The sequence below is a fragment of the Streptomyces sp. NPDC006335 genome (assembly GCF_040612795.1).
In the GTDB taxonomy this organism is placed as follows: domain Bacteria; phylum Actinomycetota; class Actinomycetes; order Streptomycetales; family Streptomycetaceae; genus Streptomyces.
The window spans coordinates 214682-238045 of record NZ_JBEXQX010000003.1 but is presented as its reverse complement, the minus strand read 5'-3'; the positions used below and the strand labels follow the sequence as shown (position 1 = coordinate 238045).

Sequence of the window (23364 nt, the reverse complement as noted above, 5' to 3'; positions counted from 1 at the left end):
CCGGGTACTCCGGGAGTACGTGTCTGCCCCAAAAGGTTCGGCTCAGGACGATCCTGTGATCGTCCTGTGCACCGGTCGATCGGTAAGAGGGACGTAAGTCATAGGTGGTTCCATCACTTTCGGGGACACTCGGGGCCAAGCCGCCACACGCGGCGCGGGAGAGCTGAAAGAGTCGTTTCATGCAGGTCTGGCCTGGAGAGGCGTATCCACTCGGTGCCACGTACGACGGCGCCGGTACCAATTTCGCGGTCTTCACCGAGGCCGCGGACCGAGTAGAGCTGTGTCTGCTGCACGACGACGGCTCGGAAACGGCGGTGGAACTGCGGGAGAGCGACGCGTTCGTCCGGCACGCGTATCTGCCCGGCGTGATGCCCGGGCAGCGCTACGGCTTCCGCGCGCACGGTCCGTACGCCCCCGAACGCGGCCTGCGCTGCAACTCGTCGAAGCTGCTGCTCGACCCGTACGCGCGCGCGATCAGCGGTTCGATCCGCTGGGGCGAGGAGGTGTACGGCTACCACTTCGACTCGCCCGACAAGCGCAACGACCTCGACTCGGCGCCGCACACCATGACGTCGGTCGTGGTCAACCCGTACTTCGACTGGGGCGACGACCGGCGGCCGCGGATCGGGTACCACGAGACGGTGATCTACGAGGCCCATGTCAAGGGCCTCACCATGCGGCACCCGGGGCTGCCCGAGGAGCTGCGCGGCACCTACGCCGCGCTCGCGCACCCCGCGATCATCGAGCACCTGGTGGAGCTCGGCGTCACCACCCTGGAGCTGATGCCGGTCCACCAGTTCGTGAACGATCACCGCCTGGTCGACATGGGCCTGAACAATTACTGGGGCTACAACACGATCGGTTTCTTCGCCCCGCACAACGCGTACGCCTCCTGGGGCGACCGGGGTCAGCAGGTCCTGGAGTTCAAGTCGGCGGTCAGGGCGCTGCACGAGGCCGGGATCGAGGTGATCCTCGACGTCGTCTACAACCACACCGCCGAGGGCAACCACCTGGGCCCGACGCTGTCCTTCAAGGGGCTCGACAACCCGCAGTACTACCGCCTGACCGACGACCAGCGGTACTACATGGACACCACGGGCACCGGGAACTCCCTGCTGATGCGGTCCCCGCACGTCCTCCAGCTGATCATGGACTCGCTCAGGTACTGGGTCACCGAGATGCACGTCGACGGTTTCCGCTTCGACCTCGCGGCCACTTTGGCCCGGCAGTTCCACGAGGTGGACCGGCTGTCGTCGTTCTTCGACCTGGTGCAGCAGGACCCGGTGGTCTCCCAGGTGAAGCTGATCGCCGAGCCGTGGGACGTCGGCGAGGGCGGCTACCAGGTGGGCAACTTCCCGCCGCTGTGGACCGAGTGGAACGGCAAGTACCGCGACACCGTACGGGACCTGTGGCGGGGCGAGCCGCGCGCGCTGGCGGAGTTCGCGTCCCGGCTGACCGGTTCCTCCGACCTCTACCAGGACGACGGCCGGCGCCCGCTGGCCTCGATCAACTTCGTCACCTGCCACGACGGGTTCACCCTGCACGACCTCGTCTCGTACAACGACAAGCACAACGAGGCCAACGGCGAGGACAACCGCGACGGCGAGAGCCACAACCGGTCCTGGAACTGCGGGGCCGAGGGCGAGACCAACGACCCCGAGGTGCGGGAGCTGCGCGCCCGCCAGATGCGCAACTTCATCGCCACGCTGATGCTGTCCCAGGGCGTGCCGATGATCAGCCATGGCGACGAGGTCGCGCGCACCCAGCGCGGCAACAACAACGCCTACTGCCAGGACAGCGAGCTGGCCTGGGTGGGATGGCCGGAGGAGGACGGCGACGGGGCCACGGGGCTCGGCGCCGAGTTGCTGGCCTTCACGCGCGCGATGGTGTGGCTGCGCAAGGACCACCCGGTCTTCCGGCGCCGCCGCTTCTTCCACGGGCGGCCCGTGGAGGGCACCCACGACGAGCTGTCGGACATCGCCTGGTTCACTCCCGAGGGCAAGGAGATGACCCAGCGGGACTGGGACCGGGCGCAGGCCTCGGCGCTGACGGTCTTCCTCAACGGCAACGCGATCTCCGAGCCCGGCGCCCGCGGGGAGCGGATCACCGACGACTCGTTCCTGCTCATGTTCAACGCCTCGCCCAAGACGCTGGACTTCGTGGTCCCGGTCAACCACGGCCGGCAGTGGGAGGTCGTGGTCGACACCGCCCGCCCGGAGGGGGTGCCGCCGGGCACGGGGGCGAAGGTGCGGGCCGGGGACCGGCTGACACTGGTGGACCGCAGCATGGCGGTGTTGCGGCGGCCCGTCTAGCGGCGCGTGTTCGTTGCCGGTGTGCGGGTACGCGCGCGTGGAGGGCCGTTTCGGTGCGCCCGGGGTACGAGGTCGGGCGCACCGTCGGCGCGGGGACGGGACGGTAGCGTCGTGCCGTCGCCCTGGTGCCGCCGCCGTCGGGACGAGGCCGTTCCGTCGCGACGAGCCCGTCCCGTCGCGACGGCTCCGTTTCGTCGTCACGGCACGGTCCCGTCGAGACGGCACGGGCCCGTCGGCTCCCCCGACGGCACGACGGCACGGGATCGTCCCGACGTCCGCGGTCCGCGTCCCGCGCACATGGAGCACCCGGTGACACGAAAGGCCGCAGGGCGGGTACGTACGTCTGCATGACACCTGAGCGACTCGACCCGTCGGTGCCGACGGCCACGTACCGGCTCCAGTTGCAGCCCGACTTCCCGTTCGCGGCCGCGGCGGCGGCCGTGCCGTACCTGGCCTCGCTGGGCGTCTCGCATCTGCACCTGTCCCCCGTCCTGGAGTCCGTCCCGGGTTCGAAGCACGGCTACGACGTCGTGGACCACGCGCGCGTACGCGAGGAACTGGGCGGCGAGGACGGGCTGCGAGCGCTGTCGCGCACCGCGCGGGAGCACGGGCTCGGACTGGTGGTGGACATCGTGCCGAACCACATGGCGATGGACCCGCGCCACAACCGCGCCCTGTGGGAGGTCCTGCGGGAGGGCCCGAAGTCGCCGTACGCGCGGTGGTTCGACATCGACTGGGAGGCGCAGGACGGCCAGGTGCTGCTGCCGGTGCTGGGGGGCCCGGTCGGCGCGGAGCTCGGCAACCTCACCGTGGACGGCGAGGTGCTGCGCTACTACGACCACGTGTTCCCGCTCCGCGAGGGCACCGGGGAACTTCCGTTGCCGCAGCTCCTGGACGCGCAGTGGTACCGACCGGTGTGGTGGCGGCTTGCCCGTACCGAGCTCAACTACCGGCGTTTCTTCAGCATCTCGGAGCTGATCGGGGTGCGGGTCGAGGATCCGGAGGTGTTCGAGGCCACCCACGCCAAGATCCTCCAGCTGCTGCACGACGGGGTCGTGGACGGGCTGCGGGTCGACCACCCCGACGGCCTCGCCGACCCCGACACCTACCTCCGGCGGCTGCACGAGGCGACCGGCGGGCGCTGGACGGTCGTGGAGAAGATCCTGGCGGACGGGGAGCGGCTGCCGGCGTCCTGGCCCGTGGCGGGGACGACGGGGTACGACGCCCTGAGGCACATCGACGGGCTGTTCACGGATCCGGCGGGGTTCGGGGAACTCCTCGGCCAGTACCGGCGGTTCGCGGCCCCGCAGACCGACCGCGGCGGTGACTGGGCCGCGACGGCCCGCCGGGCGGCGTACAAGGTGATCACGCACGAGCTGGCCGCCGAGACCGACCGGCTGACCCGGGTGGCGGTACGCGTGTGTGCCACGTCCCCGGAGCCCGCGCTGCGCGACCGCGCGCCCTGGGCGTTGCGCACCGCGCTCCAGGAACTGCTGGTGCGGATGGAGGTCTACCGGCCCTACGGGGCCTCGGACGCCGCCTCCGTCGTCACCGAGGAGGCCGCGGCCGAGGCCCGGCTCGCCTTCGTGGTCCCCGAGGAGGCGGGCGCCGTCGACGTCGTACGGGATCTGGTGCTGGGGCGGGCCGGTGACGGGCCGGACCACGTGGAGTTCCGGACCCGGTTCGCGCAGACGGCGTCGGCGCTGCGGGCCAAGTCCGTGGAGGACACGGCGTTCTACCGCTATGTGCCGCTGCTGTCGGCGACCGAGGTGGGCGGGAACCCCGGGGCTCCGGCGGTCTCCCCCGAGGAGTTCCACTCCTACTGCACGCGCGTGCAGCGCGACTGGCCGCTGACGGGGATCGTGGTGTCGACGCACGACACCAAGCGCAGTGCCGACGTGCGCGCGGCCCTGGCCGTGCTCACCGAGTGCCCGCAGTGGTGGGCGGACACGCTGGCCGAGGTGACCCGCACCGGCGAGGGCGTACCGGACGCGCAACTGGCGTGGGCGGCCTGGCAGACGGTGTTCGGGCTCGGCCCCGCGGCTCCGGAGCGGGTGCGGGAGGCCCTGCTGAAGCATGTGCGCGAGGCGGGGCTGTACACGAGCTGGACGGAGCAGGAGCCGGCGTACGAGGAGGCGGTGGCGGAGTTCGTCGCGGCCGGGCCGTGCGGGCCGCAGGGTGAGCAGGTGGCCGCGTTGCGCGCTCGCCTCGAAGCGCACATCCGGGCGAACGAACTGGGCACGGCCCTGGTGCAGTTGACGATGCCAGGAGTGCCGGACGTGTACCAGGGCACGGAGAGCCGGTACCTGGCCCTCGTGGACCCGGACAACCGGCGGCCCGTGCGGTTCCCGCCGCAGGACACCGGCGACAAGGGCGCGCTCACGTCCGCGGCGCTGCTGCTGCGCCGACGCCGGCCGGAGGTCTTCGGCGACGCGGCGGCGTACACGCCGCTGGCCGCGGAGGGGCCCGCGGCGGCCCACTGCGTGGCGTTCGCGCGCTCCGGGGAGGTCCTCACCGCGGTGACCCGGCTGTCGCTGCGACTGACGGAGGGGGGCGGCTGGCGGGAGACGGTGCTGCCGTTGCCGCCGGGTGTCTGGCGCGATGTGCTGGTACCGGAGCGGGAGTTCTCCGGGCACGCGCGCGTGGCGGAGCTCCTGGGCGAGTCGCCGGTGGCGCTGCTGGAGCGGGTCGCCGCAGACTGACCAGGTGCGGTGGGAGAGGCAGGTGCGGCCGTCTGCGGTCAGGCCCTCCGCAGGAGGTCCACGGAGGTCTCGGCCGCGCCGGTGAGCGGCACGCGCGCGAAGGCGGTCACTGTCCGAGCCGGTCGGTGAGGCGTTCCTGACGTCGGCCGGGCGCGGACGCCAGCGGTGACGCCGGGCCGCCACCGCGGGCGCTGGGGCGGGGCGCGGACAACCCGGTTCGCACCTACGGTCGTAGTGGCTGCCGGTAAATGCTTCCGGGCGCCCCCTGGAGGCTCCCCCATGGCGTGCTTGACAGCTCAACCAGACCGTGGGGTACTGCGGATTGCGAGGCCGGTCGGACATATCGGGGGTGAGTCTGCTGCCGGAGCTGCGCTACCCCACGGTGACCGAACTGGTCCGGTCCGCGCGGGCGTTGGCCGCACTGCGGCCCGGCGTCTGCCGGCTGCGGCAGGTGGGTGTCTCGCGCGCGGGTCGGCCCCTGCACGTGCTGTCGATCGGCGACGCCCGCAGAGCCGTCCTGGTGGTCGCGGGTGCCCACTCCAACGAACCGACCGGCGGCCCCGCGGCCCTGGCGGTGGCCCGACGGGTGCTGGCCGAGCGGCAGTTGCGGGCGGACACGTCCTGGCACTTCCTGCTGTGCGCGGATCCCGACGGGGCCGGTCTCCATGTCACCCCGGCGCCGCGCAGTCTCTTCGACTACCACCTCGGCTTCTTCCGCCCGGCCGGGACGGAGCAGCCGGAGTGGGCACCCGCGATGCTGCCGCCCGACCGGCTGCCACCCGAGACCCGCGCCCTGACCGGACTGATCGACGAACTGCGGCCCTATGTCCAGGTGACCCTGCACGGCACCGATCTGGGCGGTAGCTGGGTGCAGTTGACGAAGGACGTGCCGGGGATCGCCGAGCCGTTCGCCAAGTCCGCGGCGGAGCTGCACATCCCGGTGGAGACCGGCGCCTCGGACGCGGCGGGCTGGCCGGCGTCCGGACCCGGGGTGCATGTGATGCCGGCACCGGGCGCGGGGGCGGCGTACCCGAGCATGCCGGACGACGCGCGGCTCAGCACCTGGTACCACGCGCACCGCTACGGGGGCCTTACCGCGGTGGTCGAGGTACCGATGTGGGCGAGCGACCTGGTGGACGATCCGGCGCCGCATCCGGCCCCGGCGGCGGCGATGCGGCGGCTGGCGGAGCGGCTGCTGCGGCAGTCGCGGGCGGTGGACCGGGTGCTGGCGGACGCGGTGCCGCGCCTGGAGGGCGCCGGAGGGCCGCTGCTGCGGGCCGCCACCTGGGGCCTGGAGCTGGTGCCCGGATTGGCCGCGGACTGGATCCGCACACGGCCCGCCGACGACACGAGGGCGTACGTCGGCAGTGTGGACGCGTTCTCCCGTCGGCTGCCGCTGCGGGCCGCGGCCATGCTGCTACGGGTCCTCCAGGAGGCCGACGACCCCGCGGCCCCACGACTCGAACGGCTCGTCAGGGTGTGGAGCGAGTCCTTCGCGGAACGTTTCGGGGCCCGCTGGGTGCCGTTGGAACACCAGGTGGAGCACCAGGCCCGCACGGTCGTGACGGTGGCGCTGCACGCGCGTGAGCGGGCGAACTGAGCCGGCCCTGCCCCGCGCGCGTGGACGTCAGCCGTCCAGGGCGAAGACCGCGCCGGTCCGCGCCCTCATCACACAGCCGTTCGAGAAGGTCCGTCGGTAGTCGACCGGCCGGCCGCTCCACTGCCCGCGGGACTGGACGGTGACCGGCGCGTAGAGCATCGGGCAGTAGACGTCCGCGAGCGGGAGGGCGTCGATGTCGCCGTCGGCGGAGTCCAGTTGGGCGCAGGCCTCGGCGGCACGGCCGTGACCCTGGGGCGGGTCGCACAGCAGGAGGGTGCCACGGGTGTCGCTGGAGCGGGCGTCGCCCGTGGTCACCAGGAGGTAGAGGTGGTCGCCGCCGGCCTGGGACCCGGCGGCGGTCGCGGGGGCCGCGGCGGCGAGGAGCAGGGCGGCCGCCGCCGTCAGACCCAGGTGTGCCGCGCGCCGTACCGCTGTCGCTGTGATGGTGTTGGTCATTCCCGATGCATCGGCACCGCGGCCTCGGATCCCCAGCCCGGCTCACCCGAACGGGAGCACGCGGGCGCGTCCCGCGCGGCGAGTTCGAAGGCCGCGAGCACGACCCGGGACTGGTACTCGATCTGGCGCGGGACCGGGATCCAGCGGGCGCCGCAGCCGTCGCGGTAGTCGGCGCACCACAGGTCGATGAGCCGGTCGAGTTCCGGCAGCGCGCCGGCCGGGTCGGCGCCCGCGCGGGTCACGAGCTGGTGCAGGAGTCCGGCCGTGCGCAGGGCCAGGCGCCGACCGGCGATGCGCAGCGCGGCCAGGTGCCCTGTGGTGAGCGGGGGCATCGGGCGGCCGCCGTCGGTGACGTCGGGGTCCCAGGCGTCGGCGAGTCCGGGGCCGACCAGTAAATAGTCCTCGACCGGGGCGAGCAGCCGGGCCGCGTCCGGGGCGGCCGAGACATGCGGGTGGATCCGCGCCAGGACGTCCTCCAGGAGCCGCGCGTCGCGGCGCAGCGTGTGGCTGACGGTGCGCAGCACGGCGGCCGCGTCGGCGGGTGTGCCGCCGTCCTCGACGGCGGCCACGCCCCACATGGGCGCCTCGACGACGGCGGTCACGGTGCCGTGCCGGTGCGGGTGGTACCAGGTCGACTCGACGGCGGCCTCCGTGATGGCGGCGGCCAGGTCACCGCGGCGGGGCGGCGGGATCCGGTAGACGGCCGGGCCGAGACACGGCCAGTAGAGGGTGTCGTACGGGCCGACCTCGCGCGGGATGCGCAGCCGGGCCGCGGTGTGGGCGACGCGCCGGGCGAGGCCGGGCAGGTCGCGGGTGAGTTCGACGAAGCCGCCGCCGACGTCGACCCCGTGCAGGGAGCACTGGAGGAAGGGCCGCAGTTCGTCCTGGAGGGCGAGCAGGGTGCGGGTCTCCGGCAGTGCGGCGGCGTCCGCGCCGTCGGGCAGCCACTCGGGCTGTTCGCCGAATCCGGGCCGGAAGAAGTTGCGGAAGTAGCGGCCGAGGGAGTACGGGCCGCGCAGCCAGCCCTCGTTGCGGCGCAGGCCGTCGGGGTCGAGGCAGAGCAGCAGGTTCCAGGTGGCGTCGGCCCCGACGGTGAGCCGGGGGTCGGCCAGGGCGCGCTCGGCCAGTCTGAGGACGGTGCCGCCGCCCACGGGTTCGTTGGCGTGCGGCCCTGCGACGACGAGGGCCTGGCGGCTGCCGTGGCCGACGGAGAGCAGCCACAGGGGGTGGCCCGCGCGGGAGGTGCCGGCGCGGCGCAGTCGGGCGTCCTCGGGATGGCGGGCGACGAGCGCCGCGGCCCGTGCGCCGAGCTCGTCGACGGTCGGGTAGCGGAGGAGGGGCGGCAGGGCACACCTCCACAATGTGGTGCCGTCGGTTCACCTGGTGTGCATGGTGTACGCACAGTCAGTCACGACTTGAGGGGTACGTCAACACCGTGCGGCGGAAAGGGTTTTGCACCGCGACAACACGTAAAGCCCAGGCCAGAGGTGAGGTTGGGCTCAGTTGACCGCGAGCCGGAAGGCCATCCGGCCGAACCCGACCTGATCGCCCTCGCGGACGACGGCCGCGCCGATGACCCGCCGACCGTTGACCGTGGTGCCGTTCGTGGAGCCGAGGTCGCGCAGGACCCACATGCCGCCCTGACGGCTGAGTTCGGCGTGTACGCGGGAGACCGTCTCGTGGGTCAGCCGCAGCCCGTTCGCCGGGTCGCGGCCGATGCGCAGCGCGTGGCCGCTGCCGGGGTGTGGCAGCAGCAGCTTGGGCAGACGCTCGGCCTGCCACGCCCTGCGCAGCCGCACGGTGAAGCCGGAGACGGCCTCGACGGTGCCGAACACCAGCCGGGAGACGCGGCTCTCCTGGGGCAGGTCCGCGGTGAGCACGGCGAGTTCGTCGGACCGGCGCGCGATGAGGGCCAGTTCCATGCGGCGCACGAACGTGTCGTGCGACAGGCGGCCCATGGCGACGCCGTCACGGAGCACCTTCAGCACCTTGTCGCGCTCCGCGTCGGACAGCCGCGCGGGGTACGTGTTGAACTCGAAGGACGACGTCACGTTGGTGATTGTCGGGCAGTGAACCCCGGGTGTCCAGAAAACGAGACGACGGCCGCCCCCCACGCGTGTCCGACGACACCTGCCGCAAAGGGGAGGGTTACAAAGCGGATTGATCTCGTTTGAAGCACCATGGACGGGCTACATCACGGTGAGCAGACGAAGGGGAACCGTCCGTGCAGTTCGAGGTGTGGGCACCGCAGGCCGGCCGTGTGACGCTCCATTGCGAGGGCGCCACACACGCGTTGGAGCGTGATCCGGAGCGCTCGGGATGGTGGTGGGGCGAGGCGGAGGCCGGGGACGGCACCCGGTACGGCTTCGCGCTGGACGACGGCCCCGTGCTGCCCGACCCGCGCTCGCGCCGGCAGCCGGACGGCCCGGACGGACTCAGCGCCGTCGTCGAGCACGAGCGGTACGCCTGGCGTGCCCCGTGGGCGGGCCGCCCGCTGCCGGGAGCGGTCCTCTACGAGCTGCACGTGGGCACCTACACCCCCGAGGGCACCCTGGACGCGGCCGCGGCCCGTCTCGGCCATCTCGTCGAACTGGGCGTCACCCACGTCGAGTTGATGCCCCTGTGTCCCTTCCCGGGCCGGCACGGCTGGGGTTACGAGGGCGTCTCCCTGTGGGCGGTGCACGAGCCCTACGGCGGTCCCGAGGCCCTGAAGCGTTTCGTCGACCGGGCGCACGAGGTGGGCCTCGGGGTCGTCCTGGACGTGGTCCACAACCACCTGGGCCCGTCGGGCAACTACCTGCCCGCCTTCGGCCCGTACTTCACGGACACGCACCACACACCCTGGGGCTCCGCCGTCAACCTGGACGCCCCCGGCTCCGACGAGGTGCGCGCGTATCTGCTGGGCAGCGCGCTGTCCTGGCTGCGGGACTACCGGATCGACGGACTGCGCCTGGACGCCGTGCACGCGCTCGTCGACACGCGCGCGTGCCACTTCCTGGAGGAGCTGTCGACCGCTGTCGACGCTCTCGCCGCCGAACTGGAACGACCGCTGTTCCTCATCGCCGAGTCCGACCTGAACGACCCGCGCTTCATCACGCCCCGCGCCCAGGGCGGGCTCGGGCTGCACGCGCAGTGGAACGATGACTTCCATCACGCCCTGCACACCGCGCTGACCGGCGAGTCCCAGGGCTACTACGCCGACTTCGCCCGCGCGCCCCTGGCCTCGCTCGCCAAGACCCTCACCGGCGGCTACTTCCACGACGGCACCTGGTCCAGCTTCCGCGGCCGCAGCCACGGGCGCCCGCTGGACCGTACGCGCGCGGCGGCGCACCGGCTGCTCGGCTACTCCCAGACCCACGACCAGGTCGGCAACCGCGCCCAGGGCGACCGGCTGGCGGCGTCCCTCTCCCCCGGCCTGGTGGCCTGTGCGGCGGCGCTCGTGCTGACCGCGCCCTTCACCCCCATGCTGTTCATGGGTGAGGAGTGGGCGGCGAGCACGCCCTGGCAGTTCTTCACCGACCACACCGACCCCGAGCTCGCCGAGGCCGTACGCCGGGGCAGGCGGCGGGAGTTCGCGGAGCACGGCTGGGCCGAGAAGGACGTGCCCGACCCTCAGGACCCGGCGACCCGCGACCGCTCCTGCCTGGACTGGTCCGAGCTCGAACGAGAGCCCCACGCGCGGGTGCTGGCCTGGTACCGCCGGCTCCTCGCGCTGCGACACGAGCAGCCGGACCTCACCGACCCCGACCTCGCCGACACCAAGGTCGCGTACGACGCGGACCAGCGCTGGCTCGCCTTCCGCCGCGGGGACGTCCGGGTGGCCGTGAACCTCGCGAAGTCGCCGGCGGCCATCCCTCTGGGACCGCGCGAGGCCCGCGTCCTGGCGGCCTGGGAGCCGGTGGACGCGCCGGGCGCGGACGGGGTGCTGCATGTGCCCGGGGAGTCGTGCGTGGTGCTGCTGCAGGCGTGACCTCATCGCTCACCTCCGGTTCACGGGGCGACGGGCAGGGCGCCGCGCCCCTGGTGGCGGACGTGGGCCTGGAGGGCGCGACCGCGGACGACGACGAGCGCGAGCCGGACGACGACCTCGCCGAGGGCCATGAGGACCAGGGCGGCCACCCACGCCTGCCCGCCGGTGATGTCGTGGTCGACGGAGAAACGGGCCACGTGCTCCATGCCGGAGGGGTGGGAGGACCAGACCGCGAATCCGAGGCGGAAGCCCATGCTGATCACCCACAGCGCCGCCGCGCCCGGGGTGGCCCTGACCCGTATGTGCCCGTCCACGCACCGGACCCGGGTGATCAGGCCTCCGGCCAGGCCGAAGGCGACGCCGGTCCCGGCGAACGCGCCGATCAGCACCGGGTCGTTGCCCGCGGTGGGGATGTCGTGCAGGTAGGTGACGGCGACCCAGCCGATCAGCGCCAGGGGCAGCAGGATCGTGCGGAGCCTCAGCCTCTCCTCCCGCAGCTGCCGGAAGACCACGAGGATGAGCGCCACGTCGATGAGCCAGTCGGAGATCGTCATGCCTCGACCATCCGGCACCGACCCGGTCGCGCGCCTCGGCCCACGGGTGGAGCGAGGGTGGAAAAAAGCAGGTGGAGACGACTACAACCCCGTGGAGACGCCTACAACCCCGCGTCGTCCGTCTCCTCGTCCCGGAGCTCGGTGACGCGTTCCAGCAGGATCGCCTCCCAGGCCCGCCGCACCCGGGTCCGCAGGAGGGGCAGGGGCTCGGGGGCACGGCCCTCCAGCCCCGCGGCGAGGCGGATCAAGGTGTCGCAGCGGGCGAGCCACAGTCCGCGCAGGCAGGGACGGGCGCCGTACCCGGCGAGGGTCGCGGCGCGGACGGCGGCCGGTGAACCGACGGCGAGCGCGAGGCCCGCGATGTCCTCGGCCGGGTCGCCGACGACCGTGTCGGTCCAGTCGAGGACGCCGCGCACCCGGCCGTCGGCACTGATCACGAGGTGTTCGCCGGTCAGGGCGTGGTGCACCAGGACCGCGCTGCCGGGCTGCGCGGCGAGCTGGACCGCGGCCGGCGAGGTGAGCTGCTGGAGCCGGGCGGCGTCGAACTCGTCGGCCGCGCGCAGGAGTTCGGCGGCCCGGCCGGCCTCGCGGCGCAGTGCCTCCAGGGATCGCGGGGCGACGCGTGGCACGCCGAGCGCCTCGGCCTGCCGTACCGGCACCTCGCGCAGCCCGGTGAGCAGGCCCGCCAGGTCGGCCTCGCCGACGGCGGACACGTCGTGCTCCTCCGCCGAGCCGCCGGGCACCTTGGTGTCGAGCGTGTAGGTGAGGCCGGGCGCCCACTCGCCCTGCGCCACGCTGGTCGGCACCGCGACCGGCACGTGCGGGCGGACCAGGTCGCGCAGCCGCAGTTCACGGCGTCTGCGGGTGGCGGCCTCGCGGTCGGCGGCGAGGCGCAGGACATGGCGGGTGCCGATCCACCAGGTGGAGTGCCCGCCCTCGGCGACGGGCCGGACCTCGGGCCCGCCCGTGTCGGGAGGGTTGTCCTTGAGCAGGGAACGGACCAGTCGGCGGACCGTGTCCGCGGTGGGTGTCGGTGCCTGGGTCATGGTCGCGCCGTACTCGCTCGAGGGGTGGAGGGGCTCCTGGTGTCTGTTCAGTCCACTATGACCATCTCGCGGGTGGTGTCGTTGAGCCTGCGGCCGCCGTTCTCGGTGACCGTGACGATGTCCTCGATGCGCACCCCGAAACGGCCGGGCAGATAGACGCCGGGCTCCACGGAGAAGCACATGCCGGGGACCAGGGGCTGTTCCTCGCCCTCGATCATGTAGGGCGGTTCGTGCGTGGTGACGCCGATGCCGTGCCCGGTGCGGTGGATGAAGTACTCGCCGTACCCGGCGTCGGCGATGACCGCGCGGGCGGCCCGGTCGACCTCCTGGCAGGCCACACCGGGCCGTACCGCCCGGAAGCCGGCCTCCTGCGCCGCGCGCACGAGGTCGTGCACCCGGCGCTCCTCGTCGGTCGGTTCGCCGACGTGGACGGTGCGGGAGGTGTCGGAGCCGTAGCCGTCCTTGAGGCCGCCGAAGTCGAGGACGACCATGTCGCCGTGTTCGATGACCCGGTCCCCCACCTCGTGGTGCGGGTTGGCGCCGTTCGGTCCCGAGGCGACGATGGTGAAGTCGACCTGGGAGTGGCCGAAGCGGCGCAGCAGGCCGGCGAGGTCGGCGGCCACCTCCGACTCCCTGCGGCCGCCGAAGCGGACCGTCCGGATCTCCTCGAACGTCGCGTCGGCGGCGGCTCCCGCGGCCGCAAGCAGCTCCAGCTCCGCCGCGTCCTTGACGGCGCGGAGCATCGGCAGGGCGTCGGTCAGGGAGGCGTACGACGTGCCGGGCAGGGCCCTCTGGAGGCCCAGCAGGTGCATGGCCCAGGCGTTGTCACTGATGCCGAACCGGCCGCCGGCGTCCAGGAGGGCGGCGGTGGCGGCGTAGGGGTCCTTGCCGTCGGTCCAGTCCCGCAGGGTCAGGGCGCTCGCGCCGGCGGCCTTGGCGGCGTCCGGGGCCTCCAGGGTGGGCACGACAAGGACGGGGTCCTGTCCGGGGGCGAGGACCAGCAGGGTGAGCCGTTCGGTGACGGCGGTGGGCGCGTAGCCGGTGAGCCACACCAGGTCCGGGCCGGGGGCCACGAGGAGTCCGGCGAGCCCGGCCTCGGCGGCCGACCGTGCCGCGCGCTCCATGCGGGCCCTGTAGTCGTCGGCGGCGAAGGGCGCTGCGGTGCCGGTCATCCGGGCCTCCCTGGGCGGTGATGGTCTTTGGGCAGCATCCTGCCCGGACGGCGAGGGGCGCGCGAGCCGGTCGACACCGTCTTTCGCAGGGCCCGCACGGGTCGCCGGTCGTACGTCAGCTCTCGAGGGCCATGCGGACGCCGAGGAGCAGCAGGACGCCCCCGGAGACCTGTTCCAGCCGTCGGCGCACGCCCGCGCGGGACAGCACGGCCCGCAACCGGCCGACGAACCACACGTAGAGGCCGTAGTAGCCGATCTCGTAGACCGCCCAGAGCGCGGCGAGCCCGACCATGGTGGGCAGGTGCGGGGCGCCCCGGGGCACGAACTGCGGCAGGAAGGACATGGCGAAGACGGCCGCCTTGGGGTTCGCGAGGTTGAGGAGCAGTCCCGCGCGGTAGGCGGCCCAGCCGGTCCTGCCGGTGCTCTCCCAGCCGTCGTCTGCGGCCCCCTTGGCGCGGCGTGCCTGCCGCAGCGCCTGGACGCCGAACGCGACCAGCACGACGGCTCCGACGATCCGCATCACGTCGTAGGCGATCTCGGAGGCCGTCAGCAGGGCGGTCAGGCCGAGCGCGGCGACGACGCCCCAGATGAACACGCCGGTCTCGTTGCCGAGCACGGTCAGGAAGCCGGCGCGCCTGCTGTGCAGGGACTGCTTGATGATCAGCACGGTGCTCGGCCCGGGTGACGCGGCGACGAGGGTGCAGGCCCCCAGGAAGGCGATGAGCGTGGTCGGCATGGGCTCATCGTGCCGTCGGTGGCCGGATGCGGACCAGTCGTTTTCCGCCCCGGCCGACGGAAGGAGCTTGATCGGGAATCACTTCTAATGCTTGGATCAATTCAAAACATTAGACGAGGGGGAACGTCGTGCTCGTGCTCGCACACATCAGCGATCTGCATCTCGACGGGACCGCACGGTCGACGGAGCGCGCCGAACGGGTGCGCGACCGGCTGTGGCGGTTGCCAGGAGAGGTGGACGCCCTGCTGGTGACCGGCGACATCGCGGATCACGGCGCCGAGGCGGAGTACGAGGAGGCCGCGCGGATCCTGGGACTGCACGAGGCCGACCCGCCGTTCCCGGTGCTCACCTGCCCCGGCAACCACGACAGCCGCGCCCCGTACCGCAAGGCCCTGTTGCGGCAACCGGCGGCCGACGGGCCGGTGAACAGCGTGCGCGTCTTCGACGGCGGTGCGGTACTGATGTGCGATTCCAGCATCCCCGGGAGCGACGAGGGGGCCCTGGACGAGGAGACGTACGACTGGATCGAGGCCACGCTCGACGAACTGGACGGGAGTCGTCCGGCGCTGCTGGCCTTCCACCATCCTCCGGTGGCGGTGCACCACCCCCTGCCCGACTCCTACCAGCTGCGAGACCGCGCGCGGCTGGCCGCACTGCTGCAACGGCGGCCCGAGATCGCCGGACTGATCACGGGGCACGCGCACACACCCGCGGCGACCGCGTTCGCGGGGCGGCCCCTGGTCGTCGGGCCCGGGGTGACCTGGACGCTGCGGCTGCCCTGGGAGGGCGAGCAGATCGCGGACCGGGACGCGCCGGTCGGCCTGGCCTTTCATGTGCTGGACGACGAGGGACGGCTGACCACGCACTTCCGGGTGGTCACTTGAACACGTGCCGAGGGGTCAGACGACGACTCCGGGTACGGCCGTGAGCTGCTGGTAGCCGCCGCTGCGGTGGCGGACCGTCAGTACCACCTCGCGGCCGGCCCGGGCGCCCGCGACGGCACGCGCGAGGTCGTCCGCCGTGTCGATACGGGTCCGGCCGAAGGCGAGGAGTACGTCGCCGCGGACCAGGCCGGCCGCGAAGCCCGGCCCGGGGACGTGGACTCCGACCACCAGCGCACCCGACTTCTCGGCGTCCACGGCCTCCAGACCGAGGGTCGGCGCGGCGGGCGCGGGCGCGGGGGCTGTGGTCGGCCCCGCGGACGGCAGGGAGGGGTCAGGATGCGCCGAGGCGGACGGGCCACCCTGGTGAGGCCCCTCCTGCCGGCGCAGTTCCGCGAGTTTGCTCATGCCGATCACCGTGGCGCCGACCGCCCCGAGTCCCACCCCCGACAGCACCAGGACGGCCGCGACGAACAGACCGAACAGCAGGGTCGTGAGCCGGCGCCCACGCCGGCGCGCGGCGTGCGGGCGCCGCGCGGGTCCCGACTTCCCGCCCCCGCCGGACTCCTGACCGGGCATCGGCTTGGGGCGCAACGCAGTCTGTTCCATGGATCGCCTCCGGCTGGATCACCACCGGCTGGTGTCTACCCGTCGTACCGGCGCGCGACGAGCCACGAACGAGTGAGACTGACGGGAACTGACGGTGGTCAGGAGCGGGTAGCGGCGACCGAACCAACCGGTCTGCAAAGTTCCACGCGCGGAACGCTCCCGCAGCCGTCGGGTCAGCCAGCCAAGGGGAGCGCCGGGGGGCGGTCCGGGAGGAAGCCGTGGGTGCGGGCGGCCAGGTGTTCGGCCTTGTAGCGGTCGACCGTGCGGTGCCAGTGCAGGATGCCCGCCATCCAGTGCTGGAGGTCGGTGACGTAACCGCGCATGACCTCGCGTGCCTCCTCCGAGAGCCCGAAGTCGTCGTACACGACGGGCAGTTCGTGCGCCGCGACGTGCTCGAACTGCTGCATCCGCTGGGTCATCAGGTCGTGGACGACGCGCAGCGCGCTCGGGTAGTCGATGCCGAAGAAGTTCTGCACGACGAGGATCGAGTTGTGGATCTCACCCTCGTACTCGATCTCCTTCTGGTACGAGAAGACGTCGTTGAGCAGGCACGCGTAGTCGACCGCGGCGTTCTCCAGGGAGCGCACGGGGCCGCTGCGGTAGACCTCCGGGGGGACGGCGGGGCCGTGGCCCATGCGGCACATGCTCATGGTGAGGTCGGAGCCGAAGGTGGCGCGCCGCATCTCCAGGTAGTCGACCGGGTCGGGGACGCGGTGCTGGATCTGGTTGGCCAGCTCCCAGACCCAGCTCTCGGTCATCACGTTCACGGCGTCCTTGAGGGTGCGCCGCTGGTCCGGGGTCATCTGCGCCGTGGTGCGGGCCCACAGGTCGGTCAGGCCGCGTTCCATGGCGTTGACGGGGACGAGGGTCTGCTCGCCGTCGAGGGGCATGCAGTCCGACAGCCGCTGGGTGGTCAGGCGGGCTGCGGCGAGGTCGCGGCGGCCGCCGTAGACGAGCGGGTAGTAGTCGTCGCCGTAGGTGCCCCAGGCCAGCCAGTCCGAGCTCAGGTCCAGTGCCTCGGGGCTCGCGTCCGGGTCGATGCCCGCGGAGCACAGGGGGAGGTCGGCCGCGGCGAGCTTGTCCTCGTCCCACACGCCCTCCTGGAGCATGCCCATGCGGCGTGTCCACTCGACGAGACGCGGGCGGGCGCCGGGCAGATGGGGGCTGTGCTCCACCTGGAACGGCATGTAGAAGTCGGGCAGCAGGGACGGCCCGACCTTCTGGAACGGCACGTGCGTGTGGGCGCGCAGCCGCTCGGCGCCGGCCGCGGCGAGCAGGGCGCCGACGTCGGCGGCCGAGGTGCCGGGGCCGGTCAGGGCCTGCCAGGGGGAGGTGGTGTCGGCGCGGGCGTTCATGTAACGGCTGGAGCGCATGTGCCATTCGTGGCCACCGGACTGCCAGTCCTGGAGGCCCTGCGTGTACTTGGCGACCGCGGTCACCTCGGCCGGGGACAGACCGTTCTCCAGGGCGAGCGCGGGGACCTCGGTGAGGGCGGTGTGCTCGAACTGGTGGAGGCGGGAGGTGAGGACGTCGTTGACGGTGTCGGCGGCCTCCTGGGTGGTGCAGCCGAAGAAGGTCTCCAGGACGAGGACGCCGTTGCTGAGTTCGCCCTCGTCCTCGACCTCGCGCTGGTAGGAGAACAGGTCGTTGCGCAGGTGGACGGCGTCGGAGAAGGTCTCCATCAGCACGCGCAGGGGCCGTGATCCGGCGACGGCCGCCGGTACCTCGGCCGTCGCGTACTCCACCAGACCGGCCGACCAGGGGGCGCCGCCGACCTTGCGGCGCATCTCGATGTACTCGACGGGGTTGGCGATCCGCCCCTCGTTGATGTTTGACAGCTCCCACAGGGACTCGTTGAGCAGATGCTCGGTGGCGACGGCGAAGCGGCGGCGCCAGCCGGCGGACATCGACGGCACGGTCCGCTTCCACAGGTCGGCGAGGCCCGCCTCGACCGGGTTCTGCGGCTCGGGCATCGGGGTCGACAGGTCCATCGGCATGAACAGGGGCAGCCGGTCGAGGTAGGCCTTGCCGCCGGCGCGGTCCTGGGTGCGCTTGAAGGTCTCCAGGAAGTGGTCGTCGAAGAAGAACACCCACACGTACCAGTCGGTGATGAGCGAGAGGGCGGGGCCGTCGCAGTCGGGGTGTGTGTAGGCGCAGAGCAGGCCGTAGTCGTGCGCGTCGAGGTCGGACTGCTCCCAGATCCCGGAACCCTCCAGCATGCCCATCTCGCGCGCCCACACGGTCGAGTGGGCGCGGGCCTCGTCGACGTGCGGGTTCAGCCGCGCGGGATACGGCATGTAGAAGTGCGGGAGTTCGAAGGGCTGCTGCGTCATGAGCCGGGCCCTACCCAGGGCCCTCCCCGGGCATCCGCCACGGCACACATGATCACACCATCGCGTGAATCCGGGTTGAACTCCGGCGTTCTCGGGCGGACTTGTGGCGTGCGGTGAGTGGGTGTGGGCGGGTGGGCGGCGGGACGTTCAGGTGGCTTGAGCTTCTCCGTCGCCGTTCTCTGCTCCTCCGTCGCTGTTCTCTGCTCCTCCGTCGCTGTTCTCTGCTTCTCCGCGGCTGCTCTGCACTCCTCCGCCGGTGTGCTGAACCCTCCGGTTGCGGACCGCCCGTCCCACCTCCGCCCTCAGTGCGACGAACTCCGGCAGTCCCCGGGTGGCGATCTGGTCCCGGTGGCCGGGGAGCCGGACCGGCAGATCCAGGACGATCCGGGAGCCGGGGCCCGGGGAGAGGACGACGACGCGGTCGCCGACGTAGACGCTCTCGTCGATGTCGTGGGTGACGAACACGATGGTCGTGCCGTCGGTGCGGTGGACCTCCAGGAGCAGGTCCTCCAGGTCTTCGCGGGTCTGGGCGTCGAGGGAACCGAAGGGCTCGTCCATGAGGAGGAGAGTGGGGCGGCAGACGAGGGCGCGGGCGATGGCGACGCGCTGCTGCATACCGCCGGAGAGCTGCCAGGGACGGCGGCGGGCGGCGCCGGACAGGCCGACGCGCTCGAGGATGCGGTCGGCCTGGTCGCGCCGTTCGGTGCGGGCGAGGCCGCGGCGACGCAGGGGCAGGGCGACGTTGTCGCGGACCGTGAGCCAGGGGAAGAGGGAGCGGCCGTAGTCCTGGAAGACGACGGCCAGGTTGTCGGGGACGCCGGCCACCGGGGCGCCGTCGATGGCGATCGTGCCCTCGCGGGCGGGGAGCAGACCGGCGATGGTCCGCAGCAGGGTGGACTTGCCGCAGCCGGACGGGCCGACGACGCAGAGGAGTTGGCCGGCGGGGACGGTGAGGGTGATGTCGTGCAGGACCTGGTGGTCGCCGTAGTGCTGGCCGACCTCGGAGAGCTGGAGCATGCGATCGGTTCCCTCTTCCCGCGTACGGATCGCGTGGCCAGGGTGACTTCTGTGACTGATGTGGTTGGTGTGGCGGGACGATGTGACCCACGTGACCCATGTGCCCTACATGACCCATATAACCCATGTGACTCACGTGGCCCTCTCCCTGCCGGCCAACCGTTTCTCGACCGCCAGCAGGGCCGTGTTGAGCACGAAGCCGAGGGCGCCGACCAGGACCAGGGCCGCCCATACGGTGAGCAGGTCCGAGCGGGTCTGGGCCTCGGTGAGCGTGAAGCCGATGCCGTTCGCGGTGCCCGGCAGCAGTTCCGAGAACACCATGAGGATGAGGGAGAGCGAAAGGCTCAGGCGCAGCCCGGCGAAGATGCGGGGCAGCGCCGAGGGCAGGACGAGGAACCACAGGCGTTCGGCGGTGTTCAGGCGCAGGACCGCGGCGACGTCGAGGCGCAGCGGGTCGGTGTTGCGGACGCCGGCCGCGGTGTTGATCAGCACCGGCCAGACGGCACTGAAGGTGATCGAGGCGATCTGCATCGGGGTGCCGAAGGCGAAGACCACGACGAAGACGGGGACCAGGGCGGGAGGCGGCACGGCCCGGGCGAACTGGAGGACGGGGTTAGCCAGCGCGTACGCCCGCCGCGACCGGCCCACCGCGACGCCCAGTACGACCCCGGCGACGGCCGCCAGCGCGAACCCGGCGGCCATCCGGCCGAGGCTGGGCAGGATGTCGTCCACGGCGGCCGGGCTGAGGAAGAGGTGCCGGGCGGGCCCGTCGAACCACAGCTCGTGCACGTGGCGCGCGATGCGGTGCGGGGGCGGGAAGTAGACGCTGCCGCGAGCCCGGGTGGCCACCTCCCACACCCCCACGGCCAGGACGAGGACCAGCCGGCGCAGGAGGGCGGGGTGCGCGACTGCGGCACGGGGGCCGTGTGTGGGTGCCTTCGAGGACGATGACAGGTGCGTCTGCGGCGGGGAGGGAGGGTGCCACCCGGGCAACTGCGCCGCCGCCGACTCCCCCGCCGACGCCGACGCCGAGGACACCGACGAGCCCGACGACCCCAGCCCAGACACCTCCCCCGCTGCCTGCCCCATCCCCTTCCCCACTTCCTCCCCCCACCCCTCGTCACCCCCACGCTCACCCGCCCCCCTCATCGGCTCACCCCCCTCCCGGCCGTCGCCGTCTCCCGGTGTTCCGGTGTCCAGGGGAACAGTCGGCGTTCCGCCCACACCAGCGCTCCGTTGATGACGAGGCCCAGGAGTCCAGCCCACACCACACCCGCCAGGACATCCCTCGTGCCGTCCGTGGCCAGGCCCGCCTGGGCGATGAAGATGCCGAGGCCCTCGCCGAAGCCGGAGAGGATCTCCGTGGCCACGGCGAGGATGAGGGCGACGGCGGCGGAGATGCGGACGCCGGCGGCGATGAAGGGGGCCGTGGCGGGGAGTTCGGCGCGCAGGAGGACCGCGAGGCGGCCGAAGCCGAAGGCGCGCAGGGTGTCCTTGGCGAGGGGGTCGGTCTCGCCCAGGCCGTAGACGGTGTTGAAGAGGATCGGCCACACCGAGGCGTAGGTGATCAGCGCGACCTCGGTCCCGGTGCCGGAGCCGAGGAGCAGGGAGACCAGGGGGATCAGGGCGACGGACGGCAGGGGCCGCAACAGCTCCACGATCGCCCGGGCGGCCGCGTCGACGAGCGGGACGCTGCCGAGCAGCAGCCCGAGCGGTACGGCGATCGCACAGGCGAGGACGAGGCCCAGCGCCCAGGCGCGCAGGGTGACGCCGATGCCGTCGAGGAAGGCTGGGTCGCCCGCCAACTCGGCGGCTCGGACAAGGACTTCGGAGGCGGGTGGCAGATAGCTGCGGCGCACCAGGCCGACCCGGCTCACCGCCTCGCAGACACCGAAGGCGAGCAGCACGCCGAGGAGGCCGAGCCATAGCTCCTGACGCAAGCTCAGATGTCGTACATATAGCTCGATTTCGCGCCCGAACCGGCGAACGCCCCTCACTTCACCAGCAGCGTCGAAGGGTCGACCGGTTTCCTCAGCATCTTCTGCTTCTCCATCAGCGTGGTGAGCCGGGCGAGTTGCGTCCCGTCCATGGTCTCCGGATACACCGGCAGGTCGATCTTCTCCGCCTGCTCCCTGCTGACCTTGGTGTACGTCGGCAGCACCTCACGCACCAGGGACGGATCGGCGTCGGCGAGCTTCACGGCCGCCTTCAGGGCCCGCTGGAATCGCGCGAGCGCGTCGGCGTTCCTCCCGGCGTACTTCTCCGTCGTGATGTATCCGCTGAGCGGGATCGACTCGACGGGCGCGGACGCCCCGTCCACCAGCACCCTCGCCCCCAACTCGTCCTGGACGGAGCTGTCGTAGGGCTCGACCACGTGCACGGCGTCGACCTGTCCCTTGTCCAGGGCGACGCCCATCTGCGGGAAGGGGATCTGGCGGTAGACGGGACGGCCGACGCCCTGTTTCGCCAGGATCTCGTTGAACGTCAGCGACTGGACGTTGTTGAGGACGTTGACGGCGAGCTTCCTGCCCGCGAGGTCGGCGACGGTCTTGATGTCGGAGTCCTTGGGCACCAGCACCTCCATCATGCGCGGCGCCGCCCTGATCGCCTCGGCGACGATACGGATGTCGAGGGTGCCCTGGTCCTGGGCCTGGAGGTAGGTGACGTAGTTCGCGCTCGCGACCATGTCGATCTGCCCCTTGGACAGGGCGGGCAGCGCCTGGAGGCTCTGCTGGATCTGCTGGACGCGGACGTCGAGGCCCTCCTTCTCGAACAGGCCGCGGTTCTGGGCGATGTAGAGCATGGCGCAGTCGCTGAGGGGCAGCGCGGCCACCCTGACCGCCGTGCGCCCGCCGCCCGAGGACGAGGAGTCCCCGTCACCGCCGCAGCCCGTGAGCACCAGCAGGAGGGCGGCCGTGGCGGCGGCCACCTTCCCGCTTCCCGAACGCCGAGGTCGTAACGCCAGTCCCACCGTCATCCGGGCATGATGACCGATAGATTGACATGATCACTACATCAAGGTCAGCCGAATCGTCACTCTTCGGAGAAACGCGCAAGGACCTCCTCCGCGACCCAGCCGAGCGCGTCGGGCAGCGCCTCGGTGGCGACCGGCAGCCACAGCGAGCAGGCGGCGAGCCCGGCTTCGGCGAGCTGCCCGAGCTCCTCGCGCACCCGCTCGGCGGACGGGTCCGCCCCGCCCAACGGGCGCCGCCCGGGCAGGTGTACGGCCGCCTCGAAGCCCGGCGGTACGAGCACCTGCCCCGCCGTCAGCTCCAACGGCGTGGCCGGATCCCGCCCCACCTCCTTGCCGAGCTCCGTCAGCCGGGCCCGTACCTCGGTGAGTCCGGCCGTGTCCAGCCCGGACCCGTGCCACGCGTCGCCGTACCGCAGCGCCCGGCGCAGGGCCGCGTCGCTGTGGCCGCCGACCCACACGGGCGGTCCTCCGGGCGTGCGCGGCCGCACCCCGAGCCGTACCTCGGCCTCGTCGCGCCACAACTTCCGTACGACGTCGAGCTGTTCGTCGGCGCGGCGGCCCCGTCCGGCGAACGGCACTCCGGCTGCGTCGAACTCCGTGGCGTCCCATCCGGTGCCGACTCCGAGGGTGAACCGGCCCGCGGACAGCCGGTCGAGCGTGGCGGTCTGGTGGGCGACGACGACCGGGTTGTACAGGGGCAGGATCAGGACGCTGGTCACCAGCCCGATCCGGGTGGTCGCCCCGGCCACGGCGGACAGCAGGACCAGCGGGTCCGGGGTCACGCCCGTATCCCCCGCCAGCAGGTGGCTGCTCGCGATGAGGTGGTCGAAGCCCAACTCCTCGGCGGTACGGGCGGTTTCGAGGACGCCGTCGAGTTCGTCCTCGTGTGCGGGCCACAGACGGTGCGGTGCGACTCCCAGACGCATGCGGTGCGACTCCCTCGGGATGAGGCGACAGGGGGTGGTGCACCCGGGCCAACAAGGTGGCAGCCGCCGTTCATCC

At 72.4% G+C, this 23364-nt stretch carries 19 protein-coding genes; 5 read left to right on the top strand and 14 right to left on the bottom strand.

Going from position 1 to position 23364, the window contains the following annotated elements:
• Positions 1–179: 179 nt before the first annotated feature.
• From glgX to ABZ098_RS11810, 3 genes are all read left to right on the top strand, one after another.
• Entirely contained in the window at positions 180–2312 is a 2133-nt protein-coding gene (gene glgX, locus ABZ098_RS11820) for a glycogen debranching protein GlgX (RefSeq protein ID WP_356589760.1), read from the top strand.
• A 347-nt stretch (positions 2313–2659) separates the two neighbouring features.
• Complete coding sequence (gene treY, locus ABZ098_RS11815) at positions 2660–5014, top strand: malto-oligosyltrehalose synthase (protein WP_356589758.1); 2355 nt, start codon at positions 2660–2662, stop codon at positions 5012–5014.
• A gap of 349 nt (positions 5015–5363) precedes the next feature.
• On the top strand, positions 5364–6614 hold the full coding sequence (locus ABZ098_RS11810) for a M14 family zinc carboxypeptidase (RefSeq protein ID WP_356589756.1): 1251 nt from the start codon (positions 5364–5366) through the stop codon (positions 6612–6614).
• Between the two features lie 27 nt (positions 6615–6641).
• Here ABZ098_RS11810 and ABZ098_RS11805 read toward each other — a convergent pair whose 3' ends face one another.
• From ABZ098_RS11805 to ABZ098_RS11795, 3 genes are all read right to left on the bottom strand, one after another.
• Complete coding sequence (locus ABZ098_RS11805) at positions 6642–7070, bottom strand: SSI family serine proteinase inhibitor (protein WP_356589754.1); 429 nt, start codon at positions 7068–7070, stop codon at positions 6642–6644.
• Positions 7067–8431, bottom strand: coding sequence for a M14 family zinc carboxypeptidase (locus ABZ098_RS11800; protein WP_356589752.1), 1365 nt, complete (start codon positions 8429–8431; stop codon positions 7067–7069). Before ABZ098_RS11800 ends, ABZ098_RS11805 begins: the two co-directional genes overlap by 4 nt.
• Positions 8432–8569: 138 nt before the next feature.
• Positions 8570–9121, bottom strand: coding sequence for a DUF1707 and FHA domain-containing protein (locus ABZ098_RS11795; protein WP_007385491.1), 552 nt, complete (start codon positions 9119–9121; stop codon positions 8570–8572).
• A gap of 173 nt (positions 9122–9294) precedes the next feature.
• On the opposite strand from ABZ098_RS11795, the gene treZ reads away from it, so the two are divergent.
• Entirely contained in the window at positions 9295–11040 is a 1746-nt protein-coding gene (treZ, locus tag ABZ098_RS11790) for a malto-oligosyltrehalose trehalohydrolase (RefSeq protein WP_356589750.1), read from the top strand.
• A 20-nt stretch (positions 11041–11060) separates the two neighbouring features.
• Here treZ and ABZ098_RS11785 read toward each other — a convergent pair whose 3' ends face one another.
• The 4 genes from ABZ098_RS11785 to ABZ098_RS11770 form a co-directional block, all read right to left on the bottom strand.
• A complete protein-coding gene (locus ABZ098_RS11785; RefSeq protein WP_356589748.1) occupies positions 11061–11594 on the bottom strand; it encodes a hypothetical protein in 534 nt (177 codons plus the stop codon).
• A gap of 101 nt (positions 11595–11695) precedes the next feature.
• Positions 11696–12640, bottom strand: coding sequence for a phosphotransferase (locus ABZ098_RS11780; protein ID WP_356589746.1), 945 nt, complete (start codon positions 12638–12640; stop codon positions 11696–11698).
• 47 nt (positions 12641–12687) lie between these two features.
• A complete protein-coding gene (locus tag ABZ098_RS11775) occupies positions 12688–13812 on the bottom strand; it encodes an aminopeptidase P family protein (RefSeq protein ID WP_356589744.1) in 1125 nt (374 codons plus the stop codon).
• 115 nt (positions 13813–13927) lie between these two features.
• A complete protein-coding gene (locus ABZ098_RS11770; protein ID WP_356589742.1) occupies positions 13928–14548 on the bottom strand; it encodes a LysE family translocator in 621 nt (206 codons plus the stop codon).
• 128 nt (positions 14549–14676) lie between these two features.
• Here ABZ098_RS11770 and ABZ098_RS11765 point away from each other — a divergent pair, with 128 nt between their 5' ends.
• The gene (locus ABZ098_RS11765; RefSeq protein WP_356589740.1) at positions 14677–15432 is read left to right on the top strand and encodes a metallophosphoesterase; all 756 of its coding nucleotides are present in this window, start codon (positions 14677–14679) and stop codon (positions 15430–15432) included.
• Positions 15433–15447: 15 nt separating this feature from the next.
• Here the strand turns inward: ABZ098_RS11765 and ABZ098_RS11760 are convergent, their stop codons facing one another.
• From ABZ098_RS11760 to ABZ098_RS11730, 7 genes are all read right to left on the bottom strand, one after another.
• Complete coding sequence (locus ABZ098_RS11760; protein WP_356589738.1) at positions 15448–16038, bottom strand: PDZ domain-containing protein; 591 nt, start codon at positions 16036–16038, stop codon at positions 15448–15450.
• Between the two features lie 173 nt (positions 16039–16211).
• Positions 16212–18371, bottom strand: coding sequence for a germacradienol/geosmin synthase Cyc2 (cyc2, locus tag ABZ098_RS11755; RefSeq protein WP_356589736.1), 2160 nt, complete (start codon positions 18369–18371; stop codon positions 16212–16214).
• A 147-nt stretch (positions 18372–18518) separates the two neighbouring features.
• Positions 18519–19388, bottom strand: coding sequence for an ABC transporter ATP-binding protein (locus tag ABZ098_RS11750; protein ID WP_356589734.1), 870 nt, complete (start codon positions 19386–19388; stop codon positions 18519–18521).
• A gap of 132 nt (positions 19389–19520) precedes the next feature.
• Positions 19521–20477, bottom strand: a complete 957-nt coding sequence (locus ABZ098_RS11745; RefSeq protein WP_356589732.1) for an ABC transporter permease subunit — start codon at positions 20475–20477, stop codon at positions 19521–19523.
• 56 nt (positions 20478–20533) lie between these two features.
• Positions 20534–21328, bottom strand: coding sequence for an ABC transporter permease subunit (locus tag ABZ098_RS11740; RefSeq protein WP_356589730.1), 795 nt, complete (start codon positions 21326–21328; stop codon positions 20534–20536).
• A 53-nt stretch (positions 21329–21381) separates the two neighbouring features.
• Entirely contained in the window at positions 21382–22365 is a 984-nt protein-coding gene (locus ABZ098_RS11735; RefSeq protein WP_356589728.1) for an ABC transporter substrate-binding protein, read from the bottom strand.
• A gap of 56 nt (positions 22366–22421) precedes the next feature.
• A complete protein-coding gene (locus ABZ098_RS11730; RefSeq protein ID WP_356589726.1) occupies positions 22422–23288 on the bottom strand; it encodes a TIGR03619 family F420-dependent LLM class oxidoreductase in 867 nt (288 codons plus the stop codon).
• Between the last annotated feature and the right edge of the window lie 76 nt (positions 23289–23364).

Coding starts and splice junctions, on each gene's coding strand:
- glgX (WP_356589760.1), top strand. CDS start 180: ATGCAGGTCTGGCCTGGAGAGGCGTATCCACTCGGTGCCACGTACGAC.
- treY (WP_356589758.1), top strand. CDS start 2,660: ATGACACCTGAGCGACTCGACCCGTCGGTGCCGACGGCCACGTACCGG.
- ABZ098_RS11805 (WP_356589754.1), bottom strand. CDS start 7,070: ATGACCAACACCATCACAGCGACAGCGGTACGGCGCGCGGCACACCTG.
- ABZ098_RS11785 (WP_356589748.1), bottom strand. CDS start 11,594: ATGACGATCTCCGACTGGCTCATCGACGTGGCGCTCATCCTCGTGGTC.
- ABZ098_RS11780 (WP_356589746.1), bottom strand. CDS start 12,640: ATGACCCAGGCACCGACACCCACCGCGGACACGGTCCGCCGACTGGTC.
- ABZ098_RS11775 (WP_356589744.1), bottom strand. CDS start 13,812: ATGACCGGCACCGCAGCGCCCTTCGCCGCCGACGACTACAGGGCCCGC.
- ABZ098_RS11770 (WP_356589742.1), bottom strand. CDS start 14,548: ATGCCGACCACGCTCATCGCCTTCCTGGGGGCCTGCACCCTCGTCGCC.
- ABZ098_RS11760 (WP_356589738.1), bottom strand. CDS start 16,038: ATGGAACAGACTGCGTTGCGCCCCAAGCCGATGCCCGGTCAGGAGTCC.
- cyc2 (WP_356589736.1), bottom strand. CDS start 18,371: ATGACGCAGCAGCCCTTCGAACTCCCGCACTTCTACATGCCGTATCCC.
- ABZ098_RS11750 (WP_356589734.1), bottom strand. CDS start 19,388: ATGCTCCAGCTCTCCGAGGTCGGCCAGCACTACGGCGACCACCAGGTC.
- ABZ098_RS11745 (WP_356589732.1), bottom strand. CDS start 20,477: ATGGGGCAGGCAGCGGGGGAGGTGTCTGGGCTGGGGTCGTCGGGCTCG.
- ABZ098_RS11735 (WP_356589728.1), bottom strand. CDS start 22,365: ATGACGGTGGGACTGGCGTTACGACCTCGGCGTTCGGGAAGCGGGAAG.
- ABZ098_RS11730 (WP_356589726.1), bottom strand. CDS start 23,288: ATGCGTCTGGGAGTCGCACCGCACCGTCTGTGGCCCGCACACGAGGAC.